Here is an 18,774-nt window from a genome sequence, read left to right as displayed (position 1 = left end):
GAGTCCGCTCGCTCAGGGACCTGGGGAAGCGAGTCCGCTCGCTCAGGGACCGGTGTTCGCGCAGGTACCTGAGCGAGGAGCGCAGCGACGAGACGAAGGGCCGGTGACGACCTACAGCTGGTGGCCGAGCTTGTACTCGCCCTGCTTCCACTCCGGCATCTCGCCCTCGTCCGCGGAGCGCGTGTACGAGAAGCCGTCGGCGCCGATGGTCGCCTCCAGCTCGGTCGCCTCGGTGCGCGCCACCACCGGCTGCGGGGTGCCGTCCAGGTCCAGGACGAGCGAGGCATCCGTGTACCAGGAGGGGACGACGGGGTTGCCCCACCAGTCGCGGCGCTGGTTGTCGTGCACGTCCCAGGTGACCACCGGGTTGTCGGGGTCGCCGGTGTAGTAGTCCTGGGTGTAGATCTCCACCCGGTGCCCGTCCGGGTCGCGCAGGTACAGGTAGAACGCGTTCGAGACGCCGTGGCGGCCGGGGCCGCGCTCGATGCAGTCCGACTGCCGCAGCGCGCCGAGCTTGTCGCAGATCGCGAGGATGTTGTGCTTCTCGTGCGTCGAGAACGCGATGTGGTGCATGCGCGGCCCGTCGCCGCCGGTCATCGCGGTGTCGTGCACGGTGGGCTTGCGCCGCATCCACGCGGCGTAGACGGTGCCCTGCTCGTCCTGGATGTCCTCGGTCACGCGGAACCCGAGGTCCTGCATGTACCGCGTCGCGCGCGGGACGTCGGGGGTGACCTGGTTGAAGTGGTCCAGACGCACCAGCGACCCCGGGGTGTACAGGTCGTAGCGCCAGGCGAGGCGCTCCACGTGCTCCACGTCGTGGAAGAACTCGTACGGGAAGCCGAGCGGGTCGGTGACACGCACCGAGTCGCCGATGCCCTTGACATACCCCTCGGCGCGACGCTCGACGCGGCATCCGAGCTCGGTGAAGAAGGCCACGGCGCGGTCGAGATCTTCGGCGGCGCGCACCCGGTAGCTGAAGGCGGCGACCGCGGCCACCGGCCCCTGGCGCAGCACCAGGTTGTGGTGGATGAACTCCTCGAGCGAGCGCAGGTAGACGGTGGTCTCGTCCTCTTCGGTCACGGTCAGCCCCAGCACGTCGACGTAGAAGTCGCGCGAGCGCTTCAGGTCGGTGACCACGAGCTCCATGTACGCGCAGCGCAGGATGTCGGGGGCCGGTGCGGTCGGGGTCGGCACCGGGTTGGCGGTCACGATCGGCGCCTCCTGGGATACGTAGAAGCCCGAGGAGGTCATCGTCATGTCTTTGCGGTCGGTCATGTCAGCGTCCTTGCGTGTGATCTCAGGTCCCTGAGCGAGGATCGAAGCGACGAGACGAAGGGCCCGGGCGCTTCGTCTCGCTGCGCTCGCTCAGCGACCTGTGGGGTGGGGATGGTGGGTTCAGCGGGGGTCCGGGTCGTCCAGGTCGACCTCGGTGAAGTGGTCCTGCTTGCCGAAGGTCGGGTTGTGCACCGCGCCGAGCGTGATGTGCACGGCCTGCTGGTCGGTGTAGAAGTCGATCGAGCGGTAGCCGCCCTCGTGGCCGAGGCCCGAGGCCTTGACCCCGCCGAACGGGGTGCGCAGATCGCGCACGTTGTTCGAGTTCAGCCAGACCATGCCCGCCTCGACGGACTGGGCGAAGTTGTGCGCGCGCTTCAGGTCGTTCGTCCAGACGTACGCCGCCAGGCCGTACTTCGTGTTGTTGGCCAGGGCGAGCGCCTCCTCGTCGGAGTCGAACGGGGTGATCGCCACGACCGGCCCGAAGATCTCCTCCTGGAAGATCCGCGCGTCGGGGGAGACGTCGGCGAACACGGTCGGGGCGATGAAGTTGCCGAAGGCGAAGTCCTTCGGCTGGCCGCCGCCGGCGACCAGGCGCCCCTCGGTCTTGCCGAGCTCGACGTAGCTCATCACCTTCGCGTAGTGCTCGGGGTGCACCAGCGCCCCCACCTCGGTGTCGGGGTCGTGCGGGTAGCCGACCTTGACCCGCTGCGCCTGGGCGGCGTAGCGCTGCACGAACTCGTCGTAGATCGACCGCTCGACGAGGATCCGCGAGCCGGCCGTGCAGCGCTCGCCGTTCAGCGAGAAGACGCCGAAGATGGTGGCGTCGATGGCGGCGTCCAGGTCGGCGTCGGCGAACACGACGGCCGGCGACTTGCCGCCCAGCTCCATCGACAGGCCCTTCAGGAACGGCGCGGCGTTCCCGAAGATCAGCTGACCGGTGCTGCTCTCGCCGGTGAACGAGATGAGCGGGACGTCGGGATGCTTCACCAGCGCGTCGCCGGCGTCCTCGCCGAGTCCGTTGACCAGGTTGAACACGCCCTGCGGCAGGCCGGCCTCTTCGAAGATGCCCGCCCACAGCGACGCCGACAGCGGGGTGAACTCGGCCGGCTTGAGCACGACGGTGTTGCCGGTGGCCAGGGCCGGGCCCAGCTTCCACGACTCGAGCATGAACGGCGTGTTCCACGGCGTGATCAGTCCGGCCACGCCGATCGGCTTGCGGTTGACGTAGTTGATCTGCCGGCCGGGCACCTTGAAGGTGTCATCGGCCTGGGCGACGATCAGGTCGGCGAAGAAGCGGAAGTTCTCCGCCGCGCGGCGGGCCTGCCCGAGCGCCTGCGTGATCGGCAGGCCCGAGTCGAAGCTCTCCAGCTCGGCCAGCCGCGCGTCGCGGGACTCGACGATGTCGGCGATCCGGTGCAGCACCCGGGAGCGCTCGCGCGGCAGCATCCGCGGCCACGGGCCCTCGGTGAACGCGCGCGTGGCGGCGGCGACGGCCCGGTCGATGTCGGCCTTCTTGCCGGCTGCGGCCTGCACGTACACCTCGTTGGAGACCGGTTCGAGCACGTCGAACGTGTCGCCGTCCAGCGAGTCGACGAAGGCGCCGTCGATGTAGTGCTGGATGCGCGGGGGCAGGTCGGCGGGAACGTGGCGCCGATCGAGGGCGGGGGCGGTGTCGGTCATGATTCCTCCATCGGGGAGTTCGGGGAAGGGGAGTCGTGGTGGCGGGCGAGCAGGAACGCGTCCAGCGTCCGCCAGCGGTGGTTGCGCGCGGCCAGTTCGATCTGCAGCGCGTCGGCGCCGTCCTCGATCAGCCGCAGGAGCTGCTCGTGCTCGGCGACCGAGTGCGCGGCGCGGTCGGGGACGATCGCGAAGGTCGAGTCGCGCACTCCCGGCAGGCGCCGCCAGCCCCGGTGCACGAGGTCCAGGATGTGCGGATTCGGGCACTGCTCGAACAGGATGGTGTGGAACCGCTGGTTCAGGCGGGTGAACTCGTGCGGGTCGAAGTGGTCCAGCAGCGAGCCGCATCCGCTCGTTCACCGCGCGGGCCTGCGCGAGCTGCTCCGGCGTGATCCGCGGCGCGGCCAGCGAGATCGCCGACCCCTCGACGAGGCCGAGGGTCTGCATCGTGAAGACGTACTCGCTCTCATCGACCACCGAGACCCGGGCGCCGACGTTCCGCTCGAACGTGACCATGCCCTCGGCCTCCAGACGTCGGATCGCCTCCCGCACCGGCACGACGCTCATCCCCAGCTCGTCGGCGATGGTGCCGAGCACCAGCCGGTAGCCGGGTGTGTACCGGTGCTGCGTGATGCGTTCGTGGATGAACGCGTAGGCCTGCTCGGATTTGCTCAGCGCGGCGGCGACGGTGCTGCTCATCGGTCCTCCCGCGCGTGCTCGGCCTCGTACCGAGCACGCCACTGCGCGTTCATCGGGAACAGCCCGTCGATGCGGTGTCCGGCCGCGACCTGCGCGGCAACCCAGCCGTCCTCGTCCTCCTGGGCGAGGGCGGCGTCCACGACCTCTTCGACCATGGCCGTCGGGATGACGATCACGCCGTCGCTGTCGCCGACGATGACGTCGCCGGGCTGTACGGTGGCGCCGCCGCAGGCGACGGTGAGGTCGTGGTCCCAGGCGACGTGCTTGCGTCCGAGCACCGCCGGGTGCGAACCCTGCGAGAAGACCGGGATGCCGACGGCCGCGACCGCGTCGTAATCGCGCACCGCGCCGTCGGTGACGATGCCGGCCGCGCCGGCGGCGTGCGCGCGGATCGCGAGGATGTCGCCGAGCGTGCCGGCGCCCGCGTCGCCGCGCGCCTCGATCACGATGACCTCGCCCGGGCCTACGGCGTCGAACGCCTGCTTCTGCGGGTTGTAGCCGCCGCCGTGCGCGCGGAACAGGTCTTCGCGGTTGGGCACGAACCGCAGGGTCTTGGCGGTGCCGATCAGCTTGGCGTCGGGGTGCATCGGGACCAGGCCGTCGATGGCGACGTTGTTCAGGCCGCGCTTGCGCAGGTTGCGCCGACAGGCCGGCGACGGGGGCGCGCTCGAGCTTGGCGCGCTCGCGCGCTCAGCGCCGGCTGCGGGTCGGCCAGTCCCGCGGCGGCGCGCGTGCCCCAGGCATCCGCCCGCTGCGCGTCGTCGACCGCGGGCAGCGAGCCGATCGCGGCGTCGAAGCCGTCGGCGCCCTGGACCACGGTGGTCAGCAGGCGGCCCGAGGTCGGTGCGCCGGGGGCGGTGGGCGCGTCGAGCTCGACCTCGACGACATCCCCGGGGACGACGACGGAGGAGCCGGCCGGCGTTCCGGTGAGGATGACGTCGCCCGGCTCGAGGGTGAAGTGCTGCGACAGGTCGGCGACGAACTGCGCGAGCGGGAAGATCAGACCGGCCGAGGTGTCGTCCTGCACGAGTGCGCCGTTCACCCAGGTGCGCAAGCCGCAGGGCCGCGGGGTCGACGGTGCGGGCGTCGATCAGGTGCGCGCCGATCGGCGTGTAGCCGTCGCCGCCTTTGGAGCGGACGTTGGACCCCTTGTCGTTCGCGCGCAGGTCGTACACGCCGAAGTCGTTCGCGGCGGTGACCCAGCCGACGTGGTCCCATGCGGTCTCGAGCGGGACCCGGCGGGCGGCCGTGCCGATCACCACGGCGATCTCGCCCTCGAATGCGAGCAGCTCGGTGCCCGCGGGCCGCTCGATGCTCGCGCCGGAGGCGGCGACCGAGCTGGACGGCTTGAAGAAGTACGACGGGGATGCCAGGCGCCGGCCGCGCTGGTCGGCACGCGAGGCATAGCTCAGATGCACGGCGATGATCTTGCCCGGGCGACCGGGAAGCCCCGCGAAGCGCGGGTCGGCGGCATCCGTCGTCGATGTGCTGTCAGTGCTCATGAGCCCCCTCGCCCTTGTGTTGTATCTGAAATCGTATATGATCAATCGGAATCCGGCAAGCGTTCCGGTTCTCCCGGAATGGCACTAGCCTCGGGCCGGGGACAGCGCAGTCACCACAGACAGAGGAGTCGACACATGAGTACACCGGCAGCGGACGGCCCGGACGAGGACATCCTCACCCCGACCGGCACCATCGCGTCGCCCAAGGATCGCCGGCGGGTCGTGTTCGCCACGGTCATCGGAACCACCGTCGAGTGGTACGACTTCTTCATCTACGCGTTCGCCGCGGCCACCGTGTTCGCGGCCCTGTTCTTCGAGCCGATGGGCGAGGACTTCGCGCAGATCGTGTCGTTCTTCAGCGTCGGCGTGAGCTTCCTGTTCCGTCCGCTGGGCGCCTTCCTCGCCGGTCACTACGGCGACAAGATCGGACGTCGTCCGATGCTCGTGATCACCCTGCTGCTGATGGGTGCGGCCACCACCCTGGTCGGCGTCCTGCCCACGACGGCGGTCATCGGCGTCTGGGGGCCGATCCTGCTGATCTTCCTGCGCGTCGTGCAGGGCATCTCGGCCGGCGGCGAGTGGGGCGGCGCGGTGCTCATGGCCGTCGAGCACGCCCCGAAGAAGAAGCGCGGTCTGTTCGGCGCGTCACCGCAGATCGGGGTGCCGATCGGCCTGCTCCTGGCATCGATGGTCCTCGCGGTCGTCGAGGCGATCTTCCCGGGCGTGCCGGCCGGCTCCGACATCGCGCTGGCCGACACTCCGTTCGGCCAGTGGGGCTGGCGCATCCCGTTCCTGCTGTCGATCGTGCTGATCGGCGTGGGCTACTGGGTGCGACGCCGCGTCGAGGAGAGCCCGGTGTTCGAGGAGATCGCCGAGCGCAAGGCCGAGACGCGGATGCCCATCGTGAAGCTGCTGCGCCACCACCTGCTGCTGGTGATCGTCGCCGCGCTCGTGTTCGCCGGCAACAACGCCGTCGGCTACATGACCACGGGCGGATATGTGCAGCATTACGCCACCGACCCGAAGGGGCCGATCGGCCTCGACGCCGGCCCCGTGTTCTGGGTCGTCGCCCTGTCGGGCGTGACCTGGCTCGTGTTCACCTGGCTCGGTGGATGGCTCTCCGACAAGATCGGCCGCCGCAACATGTACATCATCGGCTGGGTCTGCATGCTCATCGGCATCGCCGTGCTGTTCCCCCTGGTCAACGTCGGCACCATCTGGTCGATGCTGATCGCGCTGGTCATCCTCACCGTGGGACTGGGGTTCACCTACGGCCCACAGGCGGCGCTGTACTCGGAGCTGTTCCCGGCCTCGATCCGCTTCTCGGGCGTGTCGATCTCGTACGCGATCGGTGCAGTGCTGGGCGGTGCGTTCTCGCCGCTGATCGCACAGGCGATCTTCCAGGCGACAGGGTCGACGACGTGGATCACCTGGTACCTCGCGGGCGTGGTCGTGATCGCGTTCATCGCGACGCTGCGCTGCGCGACCGCACCGGCATCCCGCTCGACCCGGAGCACGAGGATCAGCAGGCCCGCGGTCAGCTCTACGGCATGAAGCAGGCCTGAGCGCGCGGCGCGCTCTCTCGCGCGCGCGCGCAGCGCTGGGCTTGCAGCGCTCAGATTGCCGAGACCGGGGATTCCCGTCGAGACCGACGACATCGTCATCGGTCTCGACGGGATTCCCGTGTCTCGCCGCTGCCGTGGGGGATGCCGCATCCGTCCACCGGATCGAGCGGGCGAACGCGATCAGCGCCCGCACCCGCTCCGGCGGCTCGGTCTGCGCCGACCAGATCACGTCGATGCCCACCGGCGCCACCGGCGGATCGATCTGCTTCATGACCACCGGGTAGCCTTCGTAGCTCGCCGGGTTCGCGGGGCGCTGGACGAGGATGCCGTAGCCCAGCCCGCGTCCGACGAGGGTGCGCACGACCTCATAGCTGCTGGTGCGGTGCCGGATGCGGGGGACCAGCCCGCGCGCGGCGAACAGCGACAGCGTGTGGGCGCTGGACGGCGGCGCATCGAGGAGGATCAGGTCGCGGTCCGCGACGTCCTCGAGCCGGACCGCGGCGGCCTCCGCGAGCGGGTCGGATCCGGCGACGAGCACGTGCGCAAGCCAGGGCGAACAGCTGCTCTCGCCGCGGCATCCCCGGAACGAGCGTGTCGTAGACGAACGCGACATCCACCTCGCCGGACTCGATCCGGCCCTCCATCTGATCCTGGGTGGCCTCGAAGATGTGCAGCTGCACGCGCGGATGCGCCTCGCCGAAGTCGTGCAGCAGCGGCGGCAGGACGGTCGGGGCCAGCGTCGGGTAGCAGCCGATCGTGATCGGGCCCACCAGTTCGCCGCCGCTGCCGCGAGCGACGTCGTGAGCTCCCGCGCCGCGGCCAGCAGGGGCCGCGCCTGTGCCACGGCATGCGCGCCCGCGCTGGTCAGGGTGAGGCCGTGCGCACGCCGCCGTACGCACAGGCGCGTCCCCATCACCCGTTCCAGCTCGGTGATCGCATCCGAGACGGCGGACGCCGTGATGTGCAAGCTGTGCAGCCGCCGCGGCGATGGTGCCGGCATCCGCCGCCGCGGTGAGGTACGACAGCTGTCGGAGGGTGAAGTCCGGAAGGTCTGGAGCATCCATACGTAGATTCTGCTTGGGTTTCACCCAGACACAAACCGCTTTTGCATGTCAAGCTCGTCGCCCACACTGGAGGGGCGGCGATGATGCCGAACCGAACGACGGGAGAAAACGCCATGTCAGACAATCTCGAAGACGCCATCGCCGAGGCCGGCAGCCCGCAGAAGCTGCTGTGGAGTCGCAGACCCCGCCGTCGATCGTGCCCCGGGTGGTGCCCGAGTTCACGAACTGGCGCGATGAGCAGCGCGCGTGGCAGCGCACCGCAGTGCTCTACGACCAGTCGCACCATATGTCCGATCTGAACATCAAGGGGCCGGATGCGCTCAAGCTGATCAGCGACCTCGCGGTCAACAGCGTCGCGAACTTCCCCGTCGATGTGGCGAAGCAGTTCGTGGCGGTCAGCCCCGACGGTCACGTCATCGGCGACAACATCCTGTTCCACCTCAGCGACGACGAGTACCAGGCCGTCGGCATCCCGCCGTCGATCAACTGGATGCACTACCACGCCGAGACCGGAGGCTACGACGTCGAGGTCTGGCGGGATGACCACTCGGGCTATCGTGACGGCGACCCGGTGCTGTATCGGTACGAGATCCAGGGCCCCGGGGCGATGGAGGTCATCCGCGAGGCGATCGGCGGCGAGCCGCCGCAAGCTGAAGTTCTTTCACATGACCACGCTCACGATCGCCGGCAAGCCGGTGCGCGCGTTGCGCCACGGAATGGCCGGCGAGCCCGGCCTCGAGCTGTGGGGGCCGTGGGAAGACAACGCGGTGGTGCGCGCCGCGCTCATGAAGGCGGGGGAGACGACCGGACTCACGCCGGTCGGCGGCCGTGCGTATCACACGAATGCCCTGGAGTCCGGGTGGCTCCCGCGGCCGCTGCCGGCGATCTACACCGACGACAGCCTGGCGGACTATCGGCGCTGGCTCACAGACAAGGCCCGCGGGTACGAGCGGACCGCACCGCTGGGCGGCAGCTTCTACTCCGAGAACATCGAGGACTACTACGTCACGCCGTTCGAGCTCGGCTACGGCAAGATCGTCAAGTTCGACCACGACTTCATCGGGCGCGAGGCGCTGGAGCGCATGGTCGCCGAGGGCAGGACCGACACCCGCCGCAAGGTCACGCTGGTGTGGAACGGCGAGGACACCGGTGCGGCGTTCGCGTCGATGTTCCAGGACGGCGTGGGGGCGAAGTTCTTCAACCTGCCGATGGCGCTGTACGACACGTTCCACTTCGACCGGGTCGAGGTCGACGGGCGCCTGGTCGGACTGTCGACGTGGACCGGATACTCGGCGAACGAGCGGCGGATGCTGTCGCTGGCCGTCGTCGAGTCGGAGTTCGCCGAGCCGGGCACCGAGGTCGAGGTGGTCTGGGGCGAGGACCCGGTGTCGTCGAAGGCGCAGGTCGAGGAGCACGTGCAGGTCAAGATCCGCGCGACCGTGCAACCGGCGCCGCTCACGGTGGAGGCGCGCACCGACTATCGCGCGAACTGACGGCCGCGACGGTGCCGGGTGGATGCCGCGGCCTGGGTAGTCTGCCGGTGTGAGCGAGAGTGCGACCTCCGGCCGGCTGGCGCTTGCGCGCGACCATCGCGGTCGTGGCGCAGGGCGGGCTGCGGTCGCTGACCTATCGGGCCGTGGCGGCGAAGGCGGGGGTGTCGCACGGCCTGGTCCGGCACCATTTCGGCACCCGCGACCAGCTCATCGCGGCATCCCTCGACTACGCGGTGACCGAGAGTCTGCGCGCGTCGAGCATGTTCGACGAGGTGACGGATGCCGCGGCCTTCGCCGCCGGGATCGAGACGCTCGCGCAGCGGGACGGCGACATGCAGGCGTTCCAGTACGAGCTGCTGCTGGAGGCGCGGCGCCGGCCCGAGCTGCGCCCGCACGCGCAGCGCTACTATGCCGCGTATCGCGACGCGAACGCGGCCGCGCTGCGGCGGATCGGGGTGCGCGACGAGGCGCTGATCGACGCGATCTGGTTCGCCCTGGACGGGCTCGTGTTCCGCCAGGTCGTGCTCCCGGAGGACGTCGGGCCGGTGCTCGACCGCATCCGCGCGCTCGTCCGGGCCGCGGCATCCCCCGCCTGACTCGCCCTCCGCCGAGGTTGTCCTCGGTGCGTCGAGGTTGTGCCTTGTTCGCCCAGGTTGTCTTCGGTGCGTCGAGGTTGTGCTTTGTTCGCCGAGGTTGTCGTCGGTGCGTCGAGGTTGTGCTCTGTTCGCCGAGATTGTTCTCCGAACTTCGAGGACAATCTCGCGGGACGGAGGACAACCTCGCGGGACGGAGGACAATCTCGCGGGACGGAGGACAACCTCGGCGGGGGACGGGGAGGCGCGGGGAGGGCGGGTTGACTATCCATTTGGATAGTCATACAGTGTGGGCACCGCCGAGGACGGCGGAGACCACAGCGACCGAAGGCGGAACGCATGAGCACCGACCTGTCCACACGCCACGTCATCGTCGTCGGCGCCGGCTTCTCCGGCCTCGTCGCCGCGCGCGAACTCGAGGGCGCCGGCATCCGGGTGACCGTCCTGGAGGCGCGCGACCGCATCGGAGGACGCGCCTGGACCGACGAGCGGATGGGGCACGCCCTGGAGATGGGCGCCACCTGGGTGCACTGGTTCCAGCCCTTCGTCTGGACCGAGATCACCCGCTACGGCCAGTCGATCTACCCCAGCCCGTACCACGAGCAGGCGTACTGGCTCACGGCCGGCGACGTGCATTCCGGGCCGGAATCCGAGATGGATGCCAAGCTCAGCCGGCCGCAGGAGCGGATCTTCGAGGGGTCGCGCGAGTTCTTCCCGTACCCGCACGAGCCCCTGCACATCCTCGACTCCGGCGACGACGACCTGATCGCCCGCTTCCGCGCGGCCGACCAGGGCGGCGTCCTGGATGCCCTGCGCGACGGCACCTTCACCCAGGAGGAGATCGACCTCGCCGATGCCTACTGGAACGCCGGCTACAACGGGTACGGCGCCAGCGGGTCGCCGCTGATGGCCAAGCACTGGGCGTCCCTCAGCGACCACCGGCTTGCCCCTGCTCGACGACCAGACGCTGCGCTACAAGCTCACGAACGGCATGCGCGGGATCTACGAGTCCATCGCCGCCGACCTGCACACCGACATCCGGCTGAACACTCCCGTCGCGGCGATCGCCCACGACGAGCAGGGCGCGCAGGTCACGCTTGCCGACGGCGGCATCGAGCGAGCGGATGCTGTGATCCTGACGGCACCGCTCGGAGCGCTCTCGAACCTCTCGTTCACGCCGGCGCTTCCGGCGAAGGCGCAGGAGGTCGTCGATGCGGGCTGGAACTGCACGGGATTCAAGATCTGGATCAAGATCCGCGGGCATCACTCGTTCATCGCGACCGCGCCGACCGGCCACCCGATCGCGATGGCGCGCAGCGAGTACTTCCTCGACGACGACACGACGATCCTGGTCGGGTTCGGTCCGGACCGCACGAAGATCGACTGGGATGACCGCGACCAGATCCAGGAGATCGTCAGCCGCTGGCGTCCCGACCTCGAGGTGATCGAGGCCACCAGTCACGACTGGGGCGGCGACCGATGGACCGGGCAGACGTGGGCGACGCCGCGGTCGGGGCAGTTCCTCGAGGGGTGGAGTCTGTTCCGCGGCACCGATACGCGCCTGCGCTTCGCCGGCGCCGACTGGGCGAAGGGCTGGAACGGCGTCGTCGTCGACGGCGCGATCGAGTCGGGCATCACGACCGCGCGCGGCCTGATCGACGAGTTCCGCACGGCCTGACCGCGGCATCCCCGCCCCGACCCGGGCCGCCCCGCTCCGAACCCAGGCCCGCGCCGCCCGCCCCGGTCAGCCGCCGATCGAGGCGCGGATCACGTCGGCGGCCCGCTGCAGGCGCGCGGCGAGCTCGCCGGCCCGACGCTGGTCGCCCAGCGACACCACCGCGATCGCGGCCGGGGCGCGCCCGCGCAGCGGCAGGGGGACGGCCACGGCGTGCAGGTGGGGGATGACCTCGTCGTGGCTGACCATGAACCCGTGCGGCTCAGCCGCGCGCAGCTGCTCCTCGATCTGCGCCGAGATCGTGGCGGGCCACTGCGACCGCGGGAGCAGGCTGAGCACGGCGCGTCCGGGGGCGCCGATGCCGAGGGGATGCCGCGAGCCCGGCCGCTTGCGCCACCGACGCGCCGGCGTGCCGCGGCTCGACGCTCACCAGGGTCACGCACTCGTCGCGGTCGAGCACCACCAGAAAGCAGGTGAGCCCCACGTCGTTGGCGACCGCGGTCAGCTCGGGCAGGGCCTCGGACTGCAGATCCCGCGCGACGCCGGCGGCCAGTGCAGCCAGGCGCGCGCCGAGCGCGATCCGCCCGCCGTCGGTGCGGCCGGTGAGGCCGTGGTGCTCGAGCGTGCGCACGAGCCGGTAGGCCACTGAGCGGTGCACGCCGAGGCGCCGGGAGACCTCGTCGATCGCGAGCGGCTCGGCGGCATCGCTGAGGATCTCGAGGATCCGGATGCCGCGGCTCAGCGTCTGGCTGGCGGGCGCATCGCTCGTCTCGGTCACAGTCCTCCGCTCGCGGGCCTTGATCGGCGGCCGCCTGTCGTATACGATTCTGTTCAATAGTAGAGTGTCGCGTTCCAATATAGAACAATGCCGTGAGAAGCGACACCCTCGATGCCGAGGAGAATCCATGCAGTTCCATCACAACGGTTACGTGTCCGGTGAACCCCGCGTCCTGCCCGCGGCCGGAACCGGGATCGACCGCCCGACTGAACTCCCCGACGAGGTCGACGTGCTCATCGTCGGCTCGGGCCCGGCGGGGATGCTCCTGGCCGCCCAGATGTCGCAGTTCCCCGAGATCACCACGCGCATGATCGAGCGCCGGCCGGGCCGACTCGCCCTCGGCCAGGCCGACGGCATCCAGCCCCGCAGCGTGGAGACGTTCCAGGCGTTCGGCTTCGCGCCGCACATCGTCGCCGAGGCGTACAACATCGCGTGGATGAACTACTGGACCCCCGACCCGGAGCATCCCGAGAACATCATCCGCACCACGCGCCAGGCCGACTACGCGCAGGACATCAGCGAGTTCCCGCACCTGATCGTCAACCAGGCCCGGGTGCTCGACTACTTCGCCGAGGCCGCGGTGCGCGGTCCCGGCCGGATCACCCCCGACTTCGGCATCGAGTTCGTCGGCCTGACCGTGCACGACGAGGGCGAGTACCCGGTCGAGGTGCGGGTCCGCTACGTCGCGGGGGAGCGCGAGGGGCAGGAGCGCACCATCCGGGCCAAGTACGTCGGGGGCGCCGACGGCGCCCGCAGCCAGGTGCGCGAGGCCATCGGGCGCAAGCACGTGGGGGCGTTCGCCGCGCACGCGTGGGGGGTGATGGATGTCACGGTGGAGACCGACTTCCCGGACTGGCGCACCAAGTGCGCGATCAACTCCGAGGCCGGCAACATCCTGCACATCCCGCGCGAGGGCGGATACCTGTGCCGGGTCTACGTCGACCTGGGCGAGGTGCCCGAGGGCGACCACCACCACGTGCGGCAGACGCCGCTGGAGAAGACCGTCGCCAAGGCCAACGAGATCCTGCACCCGTACACGATCGAGGTGAAGCAGGCCGGCTGGTACAGCGTGTACGAGGTCGGGCACCGGGTCACCGACAAGTTCGACGACGTCGAGGTCGGCTCGGACCGCGCCCCGCGCGTGTTCCTGATGGGGGACGCCTGTCACACGCACTCGGCCAAGGCGGGGCAGGGCATGAACGTCTCGATGCAGGACGGGTTCAACCTGGGCTGGAAGCTCGGGCTCGTGCTCACCGGCCGCAGTCCCGAGGAGCTGCTGTCCACGTACTCGGCCGAGCGTCAGCCGGTCGCCCAGGAGCTCATCGACTTCGACCGGCAGTGGTCCTCGCTGATGGCGCGCAAGCCCGAGGAGATCTCCGACCCGCAGGAGCTCGCCGACTTCTATCTGGCCACCAGCGAGTTCCCGTCCGGCTTCATGACCCAGTACTCGCCGTCGATCATCACCGGCGACGCGACGCATCAGGAGCTGGCCACCGGCTACCCGATCGGCAAGCGGTTCAAGTCCGCCGCGGCGGTGCAGGTGTGCGACGGCAACGTCACGCACATCGGGCATCAGCATCAGGCCGACGGCCGCTGGCGGATCTATGCATTCGCCGACCGTCCCGGTCAGGGCGAGGCATCCGCCCTCGCCGACTGGGCGGAGTGGATGCGGACCTCACCCGATTCGCCGATCGTGCAGTACACACCGGCCGGGGGCGATGAGGACGCGGTGTTCGATGTCAAGGTCATCTACCAGCAGCACTTCGACGCGGTGGATGTCGTGGCGGCGCCCGCCGTGTTCCGCCCCGCTGCGGATCGCTCGAGCTGATGAACTGGGAGCGCGTGTTCGCCGCCGGCGACGGCATCGACATCTTCGCCGAGCGCGGGCTGTCGCGCGACGGCGTCGTGGTCGTCGTCCGGCCCGATCAGTACGTCGCGGCGGTGCTGCCGCTGACCGCGACCGACGAGCTGGCGGCGTTCTTCGCGCAGAACCTGGTCGCGGTGTGAGGCGGCCGGCTCAGCTCCCGCGCACCTCGCGGTAGCGGTGCTCGGGCCGGCCGGTCGCCCCGTACCGCAGGCGCAGCTCGACCAGCCCCTGCTGCGCCAGTGCCGACAGGTAGCGCTGGGCGGTCGGCCGACTCACCCCGATCGCCTCGGCGACGTCGGCCGCCGAGACGTCGTGGTCGGCATGGCGCACCGCGGCGCGCACCAGCCGCAGCGTCTCGGCCGACTGCCCCTTGGGCGGCGTGGTGATGCTGCCGGTGCGCATGAGCTGGAACAGGCCGTCGACCTCCTGCTGATCGGCCTCGCCGCTGTCGGAATCCAGCTCTGCGAGCCGGAAGTGCAGGTCGCGGAACGCGTTCAGGCGCTCGGCGAGCGTGGCGAACCGGAACGGCTTGACCAGGTAGTGCACCGCGCCCTGGGTGATCGCGGCCCGGATGTGCGCGAGATCGCGCGCGGCGGTGATGACGATCACCCCCGGCTGCGTCGGCGCCTCGCCGAGTCGGCGCATGATCTCCAGCCCCGACTGGTCGGGCAGGTACAGGTCCAGCAGCATCAGGTCGGGACGGTCCGCGCGCACCTGCTCGAGCGCTTCGGCGGCGGTGTGGGCGATCCCGCTCACCGTGAACCCCGGCACCTTCGCGACGAACTGCGCGTGCAGGTCCGCCACCCGGAAGTCGTCGTCGACGATCAGGGTGCGCACGGCGGGCAGGTCCTCGGTCACTGCAGCACCGCCGCGGTCTGCGGTGCGGTGCGCCGCGGCACCTCGACGGTGAAGACGGCGCCGGGTCCCTCCGAGACGTCGATCCGGCCGCCGTGCTGGACGACCACCCGGTGCACGAGCGCGAGGCCGAGCCCGCGGCGCCGCTCGCCGGCGTTCGGCTTCGTGGTGAATCCGTCGTCGAACAGGCGGGCTGCGGCATCCGGTGCGATTCCGGGCCCGCTGTCGCTGACCTGCACCCGCACCCGGTCGCCGTCCGCCAGGATCTCCACCTCGATCCGCCCGGGCTGGGGGCCGGCGACGGCGGCGTCGATGGCGTTGTCGACGAGGTTTCCGAGCACCGTCAGCAGCACCCGCGGGTCGGCCTCGGCCGTGCCCAGCTCGGACCGATCGGACAGCGTGAGCGTCACTCCGCGTTCGGCCGCCACCACCGACTTGGCGACCAGCAGGCCGACCAGCTGCGGGCTGGCGATCTGCTGCCGAGACGCGCGGCCAGGTCCGAGGCGGTCGCCGAGAGCTCGGCCACGTAGGCGGTCGCCTCGGCGACGCTGCCGAGCTCCAGCATCCCGGACAGCGCATGCATCCGGTTCGCGTACTCGTGCTGCTGGGCGCGGAGCGCGTCGGTGAGGCCGCGCACGTTGTCCAGCTCGCGCAGCAGGCCCTCCTGCTCGGTGCGGTCCGACACGGTGATCACATGGCCGAGGTCGCGGCCCTGCAGGTGCACCGGCATCCGGTTCAGCACCAGGACGTGCTCGTCGGTGAGCAGCACGAGGTCGGCACCGGTCACGTCGCCGCTGAGGATGTCGCGGACCCGCCCGGCTGGGACGACGTCGCCCACGCGCATCCCGAGTTCGGCGTGCGGGATGCTCAGCAGCCGACGCGCCTCGTCGTTGATGAGTGCCACCCGGTCGTCGGGGTCCAGGCCGATCACGCCCTCGGCGACGCCGTGCAGCATGGCTTCGCGCTCTTGCAGCAGGGTGGCGATCTCGCTGAGTTCAAGCCCGAACGTCTGGCGCTTCAGGCGGCGGGCCAGCAGGAACGAGCCGAGCACCCCCACGGCCAGCGCGATGCCCGAGTACAGGGCGATCGAGGGCATCCAGCGCCACAGGCCGGATTCGATCTCCTCGGCGTCGATGCCCACCGAGACCTCGCCGACGATCCGGCCGGACTCGGCACGCAGCGGCACCTTGGCGCGCGCCGACAGGCCGAGGGTCCCGCGCTCGACATTGACGACGGTCTTGCCCGACAGCGCCGAGCTCGGGTCGGTGGACACCCGCTGCCCGATGCGGTCGGGCACCGGATGCGAGTACCGCACGCCCTGGTCGTCGGTGACGACGACGAACAGCGCCCCGGTGGATCGCCGCGCCGCCTCGGCGCGGGTCTGCACGACGCCCTGGGGATCGTGCGCCAGCACGGCGTCGGCGATCCCCGGCTCGACCGTCACCGTGTTGGCGATCGCGAGGGCGCGCTGCTCGAACTGGTGCACGAGCATCTCGTGCGCCTGCCACAGCGACAGGGCGAAGCCCACGAGCAGGGCCGCCACCAGCATCGCCACCTGGGTGCGCAGGATGCTGGTGGACAGGCGGCTGCTGCGGGCCATCGGTGCTCCTGCTTCTTCGCGGGTGCGGGTGCGGATTCGAGGGGGCGGATACGGGTGCGGGTGTCATTGTCCCACCTCGGGACGGGCGCGGACCGGGAGTCGACCCCGCGCAGAATGCACGAAACCCTCAGCGACCGGCGGTGAGGGCGGCCACGCCGTCGAGGATGCGGTCGATCCCGAAGCGCAGCGCGTCGTCGCGGCGCGCGCCCGCGTCGGCGAAGGCGGCCAGGGTGAGCGGGTACGCGGCCGCGCGGTCGTCCGGGATGCTGCCGATGGTGTCGGCCAGCTCCTGCTCGGGCGCGGGCCGGGCGCGTTCCTGCCGCACCAGGCCGAGCACGTGGCCGACCAGGAGCACGAGCACGTCGAGCTTCTCGGCACCGGCCAGCGGCAGCTTCGTCATCGCCGCCAAGCCGGCCTCGTACCAGGCCAGCTCGGACGGGCCGGGGGATGGGGACGCTTGCGCCAACTCGACCGCCCACGGGTGCGGTGCCATCCGGTCGTGCAGCTGGGTGCCCCACGCGGCCAGACGGGCGCGCCACGATGGCCCCTCGATCGGGTCCGGCGCCCCGTCGAGGGCGCGGTCGAGCATGATCGCGTCGAGCTCGGTGCGCCCCGGGACGTAGCGATACAGCGCCATCTTCGCGGCGTCCAGCCGGTCGGCGACGACCTGCATGGTGACGGCATCCAGACCGCCTTCGTCGGCGATCGCGATCGCGGCATCTGCGATCGTCGGCACCGACAGTCGCGGCTTGGGTCCACGGCGGGGGCGCGGGTCCGATCCCCACAGCAGCGCGACGAGGGGCGCGGCATCCGGTGTGCTCATCGGCTCTCCTCGAGAAGATAATTGCGTCTAGCGTACGCGATAAGTATTGTGTCTGGGAGACGCAATTAATTTTCGGAGGAGCACATCATGAGGATCCTGATCTCGGGGGCCGGCATCGCCGGCGCGGCACTGGCCGGCTGGCTCGGCCGCAACGGGTGCGACGTGACGGTGGTGGAGAAGGCGTCGAGGATCCGGCCCGGCGGCCAGGCGGTGGACTTCAAGGGGCGCACGCATCGCACCGTGCTGGAGCGGATGGGCGTGTACGACGACATCCGCGCACAGCAGACCAGTCGGACCGATTGGCGCATCGTCGACGAGAGCGATCGGGTCCAAGCGGTGATCCCGGGCGAGTTCATCGGCGGGGATCTGGAGATCCTGCGCGGCGACCTCGCCGGCATCCTGCACCGGCGCAGCGCGGCGGACGCGAACTACGTGTTCGGCGACGAGATCACGGCCCTGACCGAGAGCACGTCGGGCGTCGAGGTCGGATTCGCGGGACGCCCCGCCGCGCGGTTCGATCTGGTGATCGGCGCGGACGGCGTGCACTCGGCGGTGCGCCGCGCCGCCTTCGGCCCCGAGTCGGATCATGTGCACCCGCTGGGCTACGTGTACGCGGTCGCGGGCGGCGCGGTCGATCTGTCCGGGCTGGAGACGTCCCTGCCGGACGGTCGCGCCGTCGCATACGGGTACAGCCGACCGGGCCGTCTGGCGCTGGCCGGTGGGCAGAAGGCCCCCAGCCTGTTCGTCTTCGCGGCGGATCCCGGCGACTACGACCGGCGGGATGTCGACGCCCAGCGCCGTCTGCTGCGTGCCGCATTCGAGGGGGTCGGCTGGCGGGTGCCCGAGATGATCGCGGCGGCGGTCGAGGCATCCGACTTCTATCTGGATGCGCTCACGCGCACCCGGATGCACTCGTTCACGCGGGGACGCGTGGCGCTGGTCGGCGACGCCGGCTACGGCAACACGCTCGGCGGCTTCGGCACCGGGCTGGCCCTGGTCGGCGCGTACATCCTGGCGGGCGAGCTGACGGCGGCCCGCGGCGACCATGCCGCCGCGTTCGCGGCGTACGACCGGCGCATGCGGCCGCTGACGAAGGTCGCGCGCAGCGGAAACGCCGGGCGCTTCCTCGCGCCCGGGTCCGATCGTGCGATCCGACGCCGGAACAGGACCTTCACGAACCGCGCGATGCTGGGCACCATGATGTGGATGACGGAGCGGTTCGCGACCGACCGGACCGTGCCCGACTACCGGATGGCGTGAGCGGTCCGATCGTGAACCCGACTCTCGATCGCACGCGGTTCGCCGTGA

The 18,774-nt window shown here is 70.5% G+C and carries 13 protein-coding genes and 8 pseudogenes; 8 read left to right on the top strand and 13 right to left on the bottom strand.

Features of this window, described 5'->3' with window-relative positions; genetic code table 11:
- Positions 1-111 precede the first annotated feature (111 nt).
- The 4 genes and pseudogenes from hpaD to L2X98_RS04300 all read right to left on the bottom strand — a co-directional run bounded on the left by hpaD (position 112) and on the right by L2X98_RS04300 (position 5,153).
- Positions 112-1,275, bottom strand: a complete 1,164-nt coding sequence (hpaD, locus tag L2X98_RS04320; protein WP_259612429.1) for a 3,4-dihydroxyphenylacetate 2,3-dioxygenase — start codon at positions 1,273-1,275, stop codon at positions 112-114.
- A gap of 120 nt (positions 1,276-1,395) precedes the next feature.
- Positions 1,396-2,955 (bottom strand): 5-carboxymethyl-2-hydroxymuconate semialdehyde dehydrogenase, encoded by a 1,560-nt coding sequence (hpaE, locus tag L2X98_RS04315; RefSeq protein WP_259613190.1) that lies wholly within the window; start codon positions 2,953-2,955, stop codon positions 1,396-1,398.
- 537 nt (positions 2,956-3,492) lie between these two features.
- Positions 3,493-3,651 (bottom strand): annotated as a pseudogene (locus L2X98_RS04305) (GntR family transcriptional regulator); the annotation flags it as partial.
- Positions 3,648-5,153: pseudogene (locus L2X98_RS04300) on the bottom strand (fumarylacetoacetate hydrolase family protein). The pseudogenes L2X98_RS04300 and L2X98_RS04305, both read right to left, overlap by 4 nt.
- A gap of 135 nt (positions 5,154-5,288) precedes the next feature.
- Here L2X98_RS04300 and L2X98_RS04295 point away from each other — a divergent pair.
- Both L2X98_RS04295 and L2X98_RS04290 read left to right on the top strand, forming a co-directional pair.
- Positions 5,289-6,718: pseudogene (locus L2X98_RS04295) on the top strand (MFS transporter).
- A 134-nt stretch (positions 6,719-6,852) separates the two neighbouring features.
- Positions 6,853-7,002, top strand: coding sequence for a hypothetical protein (locus L2X98_RS04290; RefSeq protein ID WP_259612428.1), 150 nt, complete (start codon positions 6,853-6,855; stop codon positions 7,000-7,002).
- Here L2X98_RS04290 and L2X98_RS04285 read toward each other — a convergent pair.
- The 3 genes and pseudogenes from L2X98_RS04285 to L2X98_RS04275 all read right to left on the bottom strand — a co-directional run.
- Positions 6,945-7,199: pseudogene (locus L2X98_RS04285) on the bottom strand (type 2 periplasmic-binding domain-containing protein); the annotation flags it as partial. The gene L2X98_RS04290 and the pseudogene L2X98_RS04285 sit on opposite strands and share 58 nt — an antisense overlap.
- Positions 7,084-7,488, bottom strand: a complete 405-nt coding sequence (locus tag L2X98_RS04280) for a LysR substrate-binding domain-containing protein (RefSeq protein WP_259613188.1) — start codon at positions 7,486-7,488, stop codon at positions 7,084-7,086. The gene L2X98_RS04280 and the pseudogene L2X98_RS04285, both read right to left, overlap by 116 nt.
- A 137-nt stretch (positions 7,489-7,625) precedes the next feature.
- Positions 7,626-7,718, bottom strand: a pseudogene (locus L2X98_RS04275) (hypothetical protein); the annotation flags it as partial.
- On the opposite strand from L2X98_RS04275, the pseudogene L2X98_RS22620 reads away from it, so the two are divergent.
- The 4 genes and pseudogenes from L2X98_RS22620 to L2X98_RS04250 all read left to right on the top strand — a co-directional run bounded on the left by L2X98_RS22620 (position 7,706) and on the right by L2X98_RS04250 (position 11,546).
- Positions 7,706-9,275: pseudogene (locus L2X98_RS22620) on the top strand (aminomethyl transferase family protein). The pseudogenes L2X98_RS04275 and L2X98_RS22620 sit on opposite strands and share 13 nt — an antisense overlap.
- 83 nt (positions 9,276-9,358) lie before the next feature.
- Entirely contained in the window at positions 9,359-9,871 is a 513-nt protein-coding gene (locus L2X98_RS04260; RefSeq protein ID WP_259612426.1) for a TetR/AcrR family transcriptional regulator, read from the top strand.
- Positions 9,872-10,207: 336 nt separating this feature from the next.
- Positions 10,208-10,480: pseudogene (locus tag L2X98_RS04255) on the top strand (FAD-dependent oxidoreductase); the annotation flags it as partial.
- Positions 10,481-10,859: 379 nt separating this feature from the next.
- Positions 10,860-11,546: an FAD-dependent oxidoreductase gene (locus L2X98_RS04250; protein ID WP_259612425.1), complete on the top strand. Its 687-nt coding sequence runs from the start codon at positions 10,860-10,862 to the stop codon at positions 11,544-11,546.
- Between the two features lie 66 nt (positions 11,547-11,612).
- Here L2X98_RS04250 and L2X98_RS20035 read toward each other — a convergent pair whose 3' ends face one another.
- Both L2X98_RS20035 and L2X98_RS04245 read right to left on the bottom strand, forming a co-directional pair.
- Positions 11,613-11,792: an IclR family transcriptional regulator gene (locus L2X98_RS20035; RefSeq protein ID WP_354002919.1), complete on the bottom strand. Its 180-nt coding sequence runs from the start codon at positions 11,790-11,792 to the stop codon at positions 11,613-11,615.
- 13 nt (positions 11,793-11,805) lie between these two features.
- Positions 11,806-12,321 (bottom strand): helix-turn-helix domain-containing protein, encoded by a 516-nt coding sequence (locus L2X98_RS04245; protein ID WP_354002918.1) that lies wholly within the window; start codon positions 12,319-12,321, stop codon positions 11,806-11,808.
- A gap of 127 nt (positions 12,322-12,448) precedes the next feature.
- Between L2X98_RS04245 and L2X98_RS04240 the strand changes: the two are divergent.
- Positions 12,449-14,328, top strand: a pseudogene (locus tag L2X98_RS04240) (FAD-dependent monooxygenase).
- A 10-nt stretch (positions 14,329-14,338) separates the two neighbouring features.
- On the opposite strand, the gene L2X98_RS04235 reads toward L2X98_RS04240, so the two are convergent.
- The 4 genes from L2X98_RS04235 to L2X98_RS04220 form a co-directional block, all read right to left on the bottom strand.
- Complete coding sequence (locus tag L2X98_RS04235; RefSeq protein WP_259612424.1) at positions 14,339-15,046, bottom strand: response regulator; 708 nt, start codon at positions 15,044-15,046, stop codon at positions 14,339-14,341.
- On the bottom strand, positions 15,043-15,474 hold the full coding sequence (locus L2X98_RS04230; RefSeq protein ID WP_259612423.1) for a sensor histidine kinase: 432 nt from the start codon (positions 15,472-15,474) through the stop codon (positions 15,043-15,045). Before L2X98_RS04230 ends, L2X98_RS04235 begins: the two co-directional genes overlap by 4 nt.
- Positions 15,450-16,643, bottom strand: a complete 1,194-nt coding sequence (locus tag L2X98_RS04225; protein ID WP_259612422.1) for a Spo0B domain-containing protein — start codon at positions 16,641-16,643, stop codon at positions 15,450-15,452. The genes L2X98_RS04230 and L2X98_RS04225 overlap by 25 nt, the downstream gene beginning before the upstream one ends.
- A 127-nt stretch (positions 16,644-16,770) precedes the next feature.
- Complete coding sequence (locus L2X98_RS04220; RefSeq protein ID WP_259612421.1) at positions 16,771-17,466, bottom strand: TetR/AcrR family transcriptional regulator; 696 nt, start codon at positions 17,464-17,466, stop codon at positions 16,771-16,773.
- 87 nt (positions 17,467-17,553) lie between these two features.
- Here L2X98_RS04220 and L2X98_RS04215 point away from each other — a divergent pair, with 87 nt between their 5' ends.
- Entirely contained in the window at positions 17,554-18,726 is a 1,173-nt protein-coding gene (locus tag L2X98_RS04215) for an FAD-dependent monooxygenase (protein ID WP_259612420.1), read from the top strand.
- The last annotated feature ends 48 nt before the right edge of the window (positions 18,727-18,774 follow it).

This window comes from Microbacterium elymi, from assembly GCF_021582895.2.
Classification (GTDB): Bacteria; Actinomycetota; Actinomycetes; order Actinomycetales; family Microbacteriaceae; genus Microbacterium; species Microbacterium humicola.
Note: the sequence above shows the minus strand (reverse complement) of the source record. Positions and strands in the feature narration are given on the sequence as shown.